Genomic DNA, 9156 nt, shown 5'->3' with positions numbered 1-9156 from the left:
TCCCGCGGTGGGCGGCGCGGGCGCCGAGGGGCGCACCCTGGAGTCGCAGCGCAAGGAGATGGAGCGGCAGGCCCTGGTGGACGCCCTGGAGCGCGCGGGGGACAACCGCACCCTCGCCGCGCGCCTGCTCGGCATCAGCCGCCGCACCCTGTACAACAAGCTGGAGGAGCACGGGCTGGTGTAGCGCCTGCCTGCCCTCCAGGCGGCCGGGAGGTCCAGGCCCGCGCTCCCCGGGGCGCCACTCCCCGCCCATCTTCCAGGCATGGGCCAGACACCTCGTCACCTCCGTGGACTCTTGCTGCTCGGGCTGGGGCTGCTGATGGGCCTCGCCACACCGGCCCGGGCCGTGGAGACGCTCTTCCCGGAGCGCAACACCACCCGAACCCTCCAGGTGAGCACGCCCCAGGGCGAGCCCCTCGGGGAGGGCACCCTCACCTCCTGGACCGAGGGAGAGCAGCTCCACGTCCTGCTCACCTACCGCTACGCCGATGGACGGCGCATCGAGGAGTCCTCCGTCCTTCGACTCCAGCCGGAGCTCACCCAGGAGCGGTGGACATGGCGCGAGCAGACGGGAGACCGGACGACACGCCAGTTCACCATGGACTTCGGCACCGGACGCGCCACGGGCCTCACCCACAAGGGAGGCAAGACGCGCCGGTACAACGAGCAATTGAAGGTGGAGCCGGGCCGCACCTTCGCCGGAGTCGGCTTCGTCCTGGCGGCGAAGAACCTCCTGCCCCGGCTGCGACAGGGCGAGGACGTGCAACTGCAAGCCATCGCCTTCACCCCCAAGCCCCGCAAGGCGAAGGTGAAGCTGTCCCGGGAGGGCAGCGAGTCCGTGGCCCTCGGCGACAAGACGCTCACCGCGGAACGGGTGGTGCTCCATCCGGAGATCGGCCTCGCGGCCCTGGTCGTGAAGGCCCCCGACACCTCGCTCTACTTCGTCGGCGCCGAGCCCCCGGTGATGGTGGGCGGGCTGGGTCCGGTGCTGGAACCGGGAGACCCCGTGGTGCGCACCCTGGTCCTTCCGCGACAGCGCGCCCCGGCGGCACGAGAGGCGCCCCCGCGCGAACGCTGAGGGGTGCTCGCGTCCTCCCTACCCCAACCCACCCCCGATGGGCATAGTCTGGGTTCGGCATGAGCATGGACGAGCCCGTATTGATGAAGCTTGGCTGGGGGCCCTCCTTCCAGGAGGCCTGGGGTTCCCACGCGAGCGGAGGCGTGGAGCCGGCGCGCATCGGCGCCGACTACGGCGTCGAGTACGTGCTCTATTCGGCGCGAGGCGACATGCGGGCCACCATCCCGGGTCGACTCCGCATGGCCATCCGCAAGGGAGAGTCCGTGCGCCCGGTCGTCGGTGACTGGGTCGCCTTCGAGCCCCAGAGCCAGGAGGGCACCACCCTCATCCAGGCCGTGCTCCCCCGGCGCACCCAGCTCGTCCGCAAGGCCGCCGGCCGGGCCGACGAGGAGCAGGTGGTGGCCGCCAACGTGGACGTGGTCTTCCTCGTCTCCGCGCTGACACGGGACCTGAACCCGCGGCGGCTCGAGCGCTACCTGGCCGTCGCCTGGGACAGCGGCGCCCAGCCCGTGGTGATCCTCACCAAGGCGGACCTCTGCGAGGACGTGGAGGCGGCCCGCGAGCGCATCGCCGCGCTGGCCCCGGACGTCCCCCTGCACATCGTCAGCAGCGTCACCGGCGAGGGCGTGGACGCCCTCTGGCGGTACATCGGAGGCACCCGGACCGTGGCGCTCATCGGCTCGTCGGGCGTGGGCAAATCCACCCTCATCAACCGCGTCCTGGGCACCGCGCGCCAGGAGGTGGGCGAGATGCGCGAGGACGACAAGGGCCGGCACACCACCACGCACCGCGAGCTGTTCGTCCTGCCCCAGGGGGGCCTCGTCATCGACACGCCGGGCATGCGGGAGCTCGGGATGATGGAGAACGAGGAGGGCGTGCGCACCGCCTTCGTGGACATCGAGGAACTGGCGGCCACGTGCCGCTTCAATGACTGCCACCACGAGAACGAGCCCGGCTGCGCCGTCCAGGCGGCCACCCGGGACGGCCGGCTCGCCCCCGAGCGCCTGGAGAACTTCCGGAAGCTCCAACAGGAAGCGACGCGCCTGGAGCGCCAGCGTGACGCCCAGGCCCAGGCCCGCCAGAAGCAGGAAACGAAGAAGACCACCCGCGCCTTCAACGACTTCCAGAAGAAGCGCGGCCGGTGAACGCCGCCGCCTGCCCCCGGGGTGCGGTGACCCCGGGGCGCGAGGCCTGGAGCTGGAGCACCTCGGAGGCGAGGGCCAGCACGGCACGGGCCTGGATGATCAGCAAGGCGGACAACACCACGAGCACCACGAGGGTGAGCGGTCCTCGCTGCCCCTGAGGGAGTTGAGGCAGGCCGTGGTGGAAGAACAGCCAGGCGAACAGGAGCGAGAACCCGAGCGAGCCACCCACGACCGCGGTGTGGAGGCGTTCGGGGGGGGCCGCTTCGATGCCGAGCGCCCCGGCCACGATGAGCGCCACGGCGGTCGTTCTCAACTTCCGGGACGCGAGGGCCTTCACGATCTGAAGGTATGGGGTCATGGCGCGCTCCTTGCGCGAAGGGGTGGGCGGTACGGGGAGACAGGTAGAGCCAGCAACCCGCCCCCGTGACGCACGCACCACGACCCATGTCCCGGCTCGCTGGTGGAGCGAAGCAGGTAAGGACCCCTCGGCTCGCCCCCCCTACCGCGACATCAACAACGTGGAGGAGCGATTGGCACGAAACCGAGGCAGGCGGGCGCGTGCAGCGGCACGGAACAAGCGGCACGGAGCAGGGCGGCGCACATCGGCGCGTGCGCAAAGGCCCCTCCGTGGTGCTCGAGTTCCATGGTCCGCCTCCTCGGCATTGCAATCATTCGCCAGAAAGAGTCGGCCGCTGGCGTTTGTGAGCGCCCTCGTTGTCAGAGGATGCGGCGCGAGCGGGGGTAGCTGCCGAGGATGAACAGCTCGCGGCAGTGGGACTGGGCCTCCTCGACGGCGGCGGCCATGGCCTGATCCTCCCGGTGGCCGAGCGCGTCGACGAAGAACGTATAGGTCCACCGCTCGCGTCCCTGGGGCCGCTTGTCGATGTGCGAGAGGTTGATGCCAGCGGCCTGGAAGACGCCGAGCACCGAGACCAGCGCACCGGGCTTGTCCTCGGTGGTGAACATGAGCGACGTCTTGTCATCGCCCGTGGGCTGGGCGTTCTGCCGGGCGATGATGACGAAGCGGGTGATGTTGTTCGGGTCGTCCTCGATGCGCGGGAAGAGGACATTGAGCCCGTAGAGCTGCCCGGCGAGCGCCGTGCCGATGGCGGCGGACCCGGGCTCGGCACCAATCTCCAGCGCCTTGCGACACTCCTCGGCGGCGATCTGCGCGGCGCGCGAGCTGCTGGCCGCGGGCATCAGCTCGACGCCCGGGTACTGGGTGCTCAGCCAGGCGCGGCACTGCTGGAAGATCTCCGGCTTGGAGTGGATGCGCCGGACCTGGCGGGGCTGGCAGTTGGCGAGCAGGGCGTGGTGGACGGAGATCTGCACCTCGCCGTAGATGGAGATCTGATGGGCATTGGCCTTGAAGGCATCGAGGGTCTCCACGATGCCGCCACCAAGGGAGTTCTCGATGGGCACGAGCCCGTAGTTGACGTGCCCCCGGCGCACCTCGGTGAAGACGCCGACGATTTCTCGCAGGTCCTCATAGTCCACGGAGGAGCCGAACTGCTTGACGGCGGCGGCGTGCGAGTTGGAGCCGGGCGGGCCGAGGTAGCCGATGCGCAGCGGCTGCTCGAGCGCGAAGGAGCCGCTCATCAGCTCGCGATAGATGCCCTCCACGGCGCGGTCGCTCAGCGGTCCCTCGTTGGACGCCAGCACCTTGCGGAGCACCTCGGCCTCGCGGTGCGGGGCGTAGATGGGCGTGCCCTCGGCGCGCTTGGTCTTGCCCACCTCGACGACGAGTCTCGCCCGCTCGTTGAGGAGCCGGACCAGGCGCTGATCGACGGCATCGATCTTCCGGCGGAACTCCTGGAGCCGGCCCGAGTCCACGGGGGGCTCGGGCGGCGGCACGTCACGGGGCTTACGGGCGGGAGGGCTGCTCTTCTTTCCGATCTTCCTGGTGGCCATCGGTCTCCAGCGCGCGGTGGGGCACGGAGAACGCCTCCGTGCCCTTCAGCCCCCCCCTCTTACCAGATGCGCACGCGCTGCTCGGGCGTCAGGTAGAGCGTCTGTCCGGGGGCGGCGCCGAAGGCCTCGTACCAGGCATCCAGGTTGCGCACGGTCGAGGCGCGGTACTCGCCCGGGGCGTGCCCGTCCGTCAGCAGGGTGCGGCGGAGGGTCGGCTCGCGGTACTTGTTGCGCCAGACCTGCCCGAAGCCGAGGAAGAAGCGCTGGTCGCCCGAGAAACCGTCGAGCACCGGCGCCGGCTTTCCGTCCAGCGACAGCCGGTAGGCATCATGGGCGATGGCCAGCCCGGCGACATCGGCGATGTTCTCCCCGAGCGTCAGCTCGCCATTCACCGAGACATCGGGCAGCGGGCGGTAGGCGTTGTACTGCGCGGCGAGCGCCTGTCCGGCGGCCTTGAACTTCGCCGCGTCCTCCTTCGTCCACCAGTTGGCCAGCTTGCCGCGAGCGTCGAACTGCGCGCCGACGTCGTCGAAGCTGTGCACGATCTCATGTCCGATGACGGAGCCGATGCCGCCGTAGTTCACCGCCGGGTCGGCATTTGGGTCGAAGAAGGGCGGCTGGAGGATGGCGGCGGGGAAGATGATGGAGTTCTGCTGCGGAGAGTTCAGCGCGTTCACGAGGTGCGGGACCATGAACCACTCGGCCCTGTCGACCGGCTTGCCGAGCTTGTCCAGGTTGCGCCGATACTCGAAGCGCGACGCGCGCTCGGCGTTGCCGTAGGCATCCCCGCGAACGACCTCGAGCCCCGAGTAATCGCGCCACCGGGCAGGGTGACCGATGCCGACCTGGAGGGTGGCCAGCTTCTCCTTCGCGCGCGCCTTCGTCTCCGGTGACATCCACGCGAGGGCGTCGATGCGCTGGCCCAACGCCGCGACGATGTTGCGGACCATCTTGTCGGCCTCCACCTTGGCCTCCGGCGGGAAGTACCGCTCGACATAGAGCTTGCCGATGGCCTCCCCCATGGCCTCACTGGTGACGTCGACGCCGCGCTTCCAGCGCTCGCGGTGCTGCTGCGCGCCGGAGAGCACGCGGCCATGGAAGGCGAAGGACTCGTCGACGAAGGCCTTGGACAGGAAGGGCGCGGCGCGCGAGATGGCATGGAAGGTCAGGTAGTCCTTCCAGGTCTGCACGGGCTCGCCGCCGACGAGCTTCGCGATCCCCGTCAGGGCACTCGGCTGCCAGATGATGAACGCGCGCTGCTGCCCGAGCCCCGCGGCGCCGAGGTAGGCATCCCAGTCGAGGCCGGGCGCTCGCTTCGCGAACTCCTCGCGAGGCCAGGGGTTGTTGGTCTTGGCGACGTCCTGCGTGTCCACCTGGGCCCAGTGGACCCGAGCGATGTCGCGCTCGAGCTCGACGATGCGGCGCGCCCGGGCCTCGGCGTCGGAGATGCCCGCCAGGCGCAGCATGGCGGCGATGTGCTGCTGGTACTTCTGGCGGACCTCGGAGAACCGGGGGTTGTCGACGAGGTAGTAGTCGCGATCCGGCAGGCCCAGGCCGCCCTGGAGCAGATAGGCGGCGTAGCGCGACGGCTCGTTCAGGTCCTCGGTCACCCAGAGGCCGAGGAGCCGGGCGGTGGTGACGTCTCCCGTGTTGAGCGCATCGACGTCGGCGCGCAGCGTGTCACCGAGCGCGGCGGCGAGGTCGCGCCGGGTGTTGATGGCGGCGATGCGGTCGAGCTCGGGCTTGAGCGGCGCCAGGCCCTTGGACTCGATGGCCGCCTCGTCCATGAAGCTCGCGAAGATGTCACCCAGCTTGCGGGCGTCGCTGCCCGCGGGCGCGTTGGCGCTCGCGGACTCCTCGATGAGGGCACGCGTGCGCCGGCTCGCCTCTTCCGCGAGCCTCGTGAACATGCCGTAGCTCGACCGATCGGCCGGGATTTCCGTCTTGTCGAGCCACGTGCCATTGGCGTAGCGGTAGAAGTTGTCGCCGGGCTTCACGGACGGGTCCATCCCGGCGGTGTCGACACCGAAACTGCCGTAGGTGGGCTTCGGGGAAGGAGCCGGCGCGGCGGCGGGCTGGGGCTGCGCCTGCGTCGGCGCGGCTGGCTTGTCCATCGGCGCGGAGGTGGCACACGCGGCGAGCCACACCGAGGCGCTGGCCGTGAGCACCACGCGGGTGGCTCCCGGAAGATGTCGGAACGGAGATGTCATGAGAGATTCCTGAGCAGGAGAAAGGCGGGCCCCCCAACAACGAGGCCCGCTGCTTAATCCCAATCGTCGCGCGGCATCCGTGGAAAGGAGGCCACCCACCCCGAACGAGTTCGCCGCGAAAACGCGAGAAGATGGCTCCGGTCATGTCGATGTGGTAGACGCCGGAGGTCATGCGTTCGCCATCCTCACCACAGCGGGCCGTCGTGGTGGCCTTGCTCGTCTGGAGCCCCGTGGCCGTGGCTCAGCAGCCCGTGGCCCGCGTGCGCCGCGAGCAACAGCTCATCCTCTCCGAGCGGCCCGCTGGGACGGAGCTGGAACTGCGGTTGGCCCCGAGCGTCACCACCGTGATGCGCTTCGACGCGGAGGTGGAGCGCGCCGAGCTGAAGGAAGCGGGGTTCGGGCGCGGCGTCCGGATGGACGTGGCCGCGCGCTCCCTCCTGCTCGAACCGCTCCAGGAGCTGCCCCCCGGCAAGCCGCTGCGGCTGGAGGTGGTGCTCATCCAGGGCACGGCTCGCATCCGGCTGCGCTTCCTGCTCGTCTCGCACCCCTCCGAGGTGGACTCGCAGGTGGACGTGGAGCTGCGCCCGCGCTCGGCCCGTTCGCCACTGGAGCCGGAACCACCCGCGTCCCGGAGCGGGCTGGACCCGGTCTCCCGCTTCCTGCTCTCGCAGGACTTGAGCGAGGAGGCTCCCAGCGTCTCCGCCATCCTGTTCAAGGGAGATGCCGTCGGAACCGGGGTGCTCGTGAAAAAGACCTGGGACTGTCTGAACGGCCGCAAGCGCCTCCTCGGCCTGCGCGTCTTCAACCCCGTGGGGGCGAGGCCCTGGCTCGCCTCGGAGGTGGTGCCTCTCTCGTCAACGGACGGGGCGCCTGGGAGCGGCGGACGGTGGGAGGTGAACATGGAGGCCCCCATCGAGCCGGGAGCCTTCGGGCGGGTGGTGGTGGCGGTGCCGGAGGAGCAGGCCGCTGCCCCCGTGCGCGTGCAGGTGAGGGAGCGGGACGGTGACCGGAGCGTGCTCATCCAGGAGGCGCGCTGAATGTCCCCCCCCGCGTCCTGGAGAGCGGACCCGGTGGACCTGACCCCGGGCACGCCCGTGGGCAACTGGTGCGTCATCGGCCGGTTGGGCTGGGGCGGTTATGGGGCGGTGTACCTCGTGCGGCACATGCGCGAGCCCCGGCGACTGGCCGCGCTGAAACTGGCGCTGCAACCAGGGGTCCTCTCGCGCCGGCTGGAGCGGGAGGCGGAGCTGCTAAAGCTCGTGAAGCACCCTCACGTGGTGCGCTTCATCGAAGCGGGCCACTGGGTGGTGCCGGGCTCCGGGGTGCACCTGCCCTTCATTGTCATGCAGTACGTGCCGGGCCTCCACCTGTACGCCTGGGCCTCCCTGCGCGAGGCCCGGGTGCGCGAGACCCTGGAGCTCTTCGAGCAATCGGCGCTGGGGCTGCACGCGCTACACGAGGTGGACGCGCGCCACCGGGACGTGAAGGGGCAGAACCTCCTGGTGCGGGAGGAAGACGGGTGCCTGGTGCTGGTGGACCTGGGCGTGGGCGACTACGCGGGCGCCGCTTCGCTCACCGGCACCCAACTGCCGCCGGGCTCGAAGGACTACCGCAGCCCCGAGGCCCTGCGCTTCCAGCGAGAGCACCTCGGCGACCTCGAGGCGCACTATGAGTTCCGCCCCGCGGATGACCTGTACGCCCTGGGCGTCACCTGGTACCGGACGCTCACCGGGGCCCATCCCTTCGAAGCCGAGGGCGAGGACTCGCACCGGGCGCGCCTGGAGGGCCGGACTCCCCAGGCCCCTTCCTCCCTCAACCCGCGCATCCCTCCAGCAGTGGGGGCCCTGGTGCTTCGGCTCCTGGCGCCGCGTCCCGAGGAGCGACCCGCCAGTGCGCGCGAGGTGGCCGAGACACTGGCCACGCTGCGGCGTGGCGGGGGACGCGAGATGGAGGCGCGCCTCTTCGAGGGGAACGAGGCGGCCACACCGCACTCTCGTACCACCGAGCGGACGCCGCGCGCCCTCACGCGCCCCTGGCCCGGGTGGCGTTGGGGGGCGATCGTGTTGGGCGCCGTCCTGGCCACCGTGCTCTTCACCCGAAGTCCCCCGACACAAGAAGGTCCATCCATGAATGAAACCAAGGCCCCCGCCAGTGCCCCGCCGGCTCCCGACACGCAGTGGTCCCCACGGGAGTTCGACTTCATGAAGTCGCTCGCGGCGGCCGTGTGCCTGGTGACCTCCGGCTGTGCCGGGGTGCCGGTGAAACCCACCTGGCCCCAGGACTGCCCTCCAGAGGCCCTCGACGCCATGGCGAAGAAGGGCTTTGGGCCAGGCAAGCAGGGCCTGGTCCAGCTCGACATCCACAACCAGGGCATCTTGCAAGACTTCGGGGACTACCGGGCGGGCTCCATCGTGAGCGGCATCATGGATTCAGATGACGCGCACTATCTGCTGCCGCTGGGCACCAAGCTCTACGGGTACATGTGGACGGGAGGCAAGGAGGTGCAGGCCTATTGGACAGAGGCGGAGCTGCCCACCGGCCAGAAAATGCCGGTGTGCATGGTACTTGGCTACGACGAGCGGGGGGGATACCGGAAGCGGCCGGGCACACAGCCGGGTACCTTCAAAATCAGCAAAGCGGCGCCCATGACGGTGACGCGCCGTTTCGAGCGGCCCGAGTAAGGGGGCCTACCCGCGGTGCACTTCCGGACGTCCGGGAGTGACCCCGACCCTCTCACGAAGAGCGAGGGAGGAGTTGCCTTCAGTGGAGGGGCGCGTGTCCCGCGGCCTTCACCGCCTCGGCCAGCGCGGTG

Annotated in this window: 8 protein-coding genes; 5 read left to right on the top strand and 3 right to left on the bottom strand. The window is 70.2% G+C overall.

Features of this window, described 5'->3' with window-relative positions; all coding sequences use genetic code 11:
• The 3 genes from VF794_RS14610 to rsgA all read left to right on the top strand — a co-directional run.
• A partial coding sequence (locus tag VF794_RS14610; protein WP_331110808.1) for a helix-turn-helix domain-containing protein occupies positions 1-184 on the top strand: 184 nt, incomplete at its 5' end.
• A 111-nt stretch (positions 185-295) separates the two neighbouring features.
• Positions 296-1078, top strand: a complete 783-nt coding sequence (locus VF794_RS14605) for a hypothetical protein (protein WP_331110806.1) — start codon at positions 296-298, stop codon at positions 1076-1078.
• A gap of 83 nt (positions 1079-1161) precedes the next feature.
• Complete coding sequence (rsgA, locus tag VF794_RS14600; RefSeq protein WP_331110804.1) at positions 1162-2223, top strand: ribosome small subunit-dependent GTPase A; 1062 nt, start codon at positions 1162-1164, stop codon at positions 2221-2223.
• Here the strand turns inward: rsgA and VF794_RS14595 are convergent.
• From VF794_RS14595 to VF794_RS14585, 3 genes are all read right to left on the bottom strand, one after another.
• Complete coding sequence (locus VF794_RS14595) at positions 2192-2581, bottom strand: hypothetical protein (protein ID WP_331110802.1); 390 nt, start codon at positions 2579-2581, stop codon at positions 2192-2194. The two genes, rsgA and VF794_RS14595, sit on opposite strands and share 32 nt — an antisense overlap.
• A 359-nt stretch (positions 2582-2940) precedes the next feature.
• Positions 2941-4134 carry a prephenate dehydratase gene (gene pheA, locus VF794_RS14590; protein WP_331110800.1) on the bottom strand — a complete coding sequence of 398 codons (1194 nt, stop codon included), beginning with the start codon at positions 4132-4134 and terminating at the stop codon, positions 2941-2943.
• 59 nt (positions 4135-4193) lie between these two features.
• A complete protein-coding gene (locus VF794_RS14585) occupies positions 4194-6344 on the bottom strand; it encodes a M13 family metallopeptidase (protein WP_331110799.1) in 2151 nt (716 codons plus the stop codon).
• Positions 6345-6514: 170 nt separating this feature from the next.
• Here VF794_RS14585 and VF794_RS14580 point away from each other — a divergent pair, with 170 nt between their 5' ends.
• Together VF794_RS14580 and VF794_RS14575 are read left to right on the top strand one after the other, a co-directional pair.
• Positions 6515-7381, top strand: a complete 867-nt coding sequence (locus VF794_RS14580) for a DUF2381 family protein (protein ID WP_331110797.1) — start codon at positions 6515-6517, stop codon at positions 7379-7381.
• Positions 7382-9025 (top strand): serine/threonine-protein kinase, encoded by a 1644-nt coding sequence (locus tag VF794_RS14575; protein ID WP_331110795.1) that lies wholly within the window; start codon positions 7382-7384, stop codon positions 9023-9025.
• The last annotated feature ends 131 nt before the right edge of the window (positions 9026-9156 follow it).

This window comes from Archangium sp., assembly GCF_036389735.1.
Taxonomy (GTDB): Bacteria; Myxococcota; Myxococcia; order Myxococcales; family Myxococcaceae; genus Archangium.
Note: the sequence above shows the minus strand (reverse complement) of the source record. Positions and strands in the feature narration are given on the sequence as shown.